This window comes from Motilimonas eburnea (assembly GCF_021295345.1).
Lineage (GTDB): Bacteria > Pseudomonadota > Gammaproteobacteria > Enterobacterales > CBDFNC01 > Motilimonas > Motilimonas eburnea.
In genome coordinates this window covers 1-748 of the sequence record NZ_JAIMJB010000063.1, presented here as the reverse complement: position 1 = coordinate 748, position 748 = coordinate 1, and the positions used below count along the sequence as shown (strand labels likewise).

At 42.0% G+C, this 748-nt stretch carries 1 protein-coding gene; it reads left to right on the top strand.

What is annotated here, in order from left to right; translation table 11 throughout:
- On the top strand, nucleotides 1–215 hold a 215-nt coding region (locus K6Y21_RS21110), incomplete at its 5' end, for an IS3 family transposase (RefSeq protein WP_233073917.1).
- Nucleotides 216–748: the final 533 nt, after the last annotated feature.

Genomic DNA, 748 nt, shown 5'->3' with positions numbered 1-748 from the left:
GTTGTTGGGATAATGCCGTAGCAGAAAGCTTCTTCGGCAGCTTGAAGCAAGAACGAGTTCATTGGCGCAATTATCGAACGCGATATGCCGCTCAACAGGATGTCTTGAATTACATTACTATGTGGTATAACAGCCAGCGGATGCATTCATACCTAAACTATCAAAGCCCCAATGAATTTGAGCGCATTGATAAACCATTAAAAAAAGTAGCTTAACGAACTTAACTAGGGTGACCGAATTCAGTTGACCAGGTCAGTAAGCCGATAGCTAGCTCAAACCCTCGGGTAACGGCTGTTGGTTTTGCAAAATGGGTTCGCGCCTATAACCGTTCGTTTGTTTGCTCGGGGAGTCTTCCACCTCAAGAGCTAAAAGAAAAACTCCACAATAGCTATTCATTTTCCAGTAACCTGAATCGTTCTATCCACTCTGCGGAAATCTGTTTGGGAAAAGGAGCAGATGTAGTGTTAGGTGACTTGAGAGAGATGGACATTCCCAGATTAAAGTTACCTTTTTCGATGAAAGTTAACAGTTGGTTAGTAATCGCAAGGTTGTGCTGGCTTGTAGGAATATCGGCTAATAGTGAATCTTACAAAGTCGGTCGTAAGCGTATTATTGCAGCAGTGCGTATTAACATGAAGTCGATCGGTCAATAACATCGATGCCGATCACTTTTATTCTTCTTTGTAGAACCTCCTTTAAACTAACTTGAGTGATCGACTTGCGTCAATTTATTCTGCATTTTCCTCAT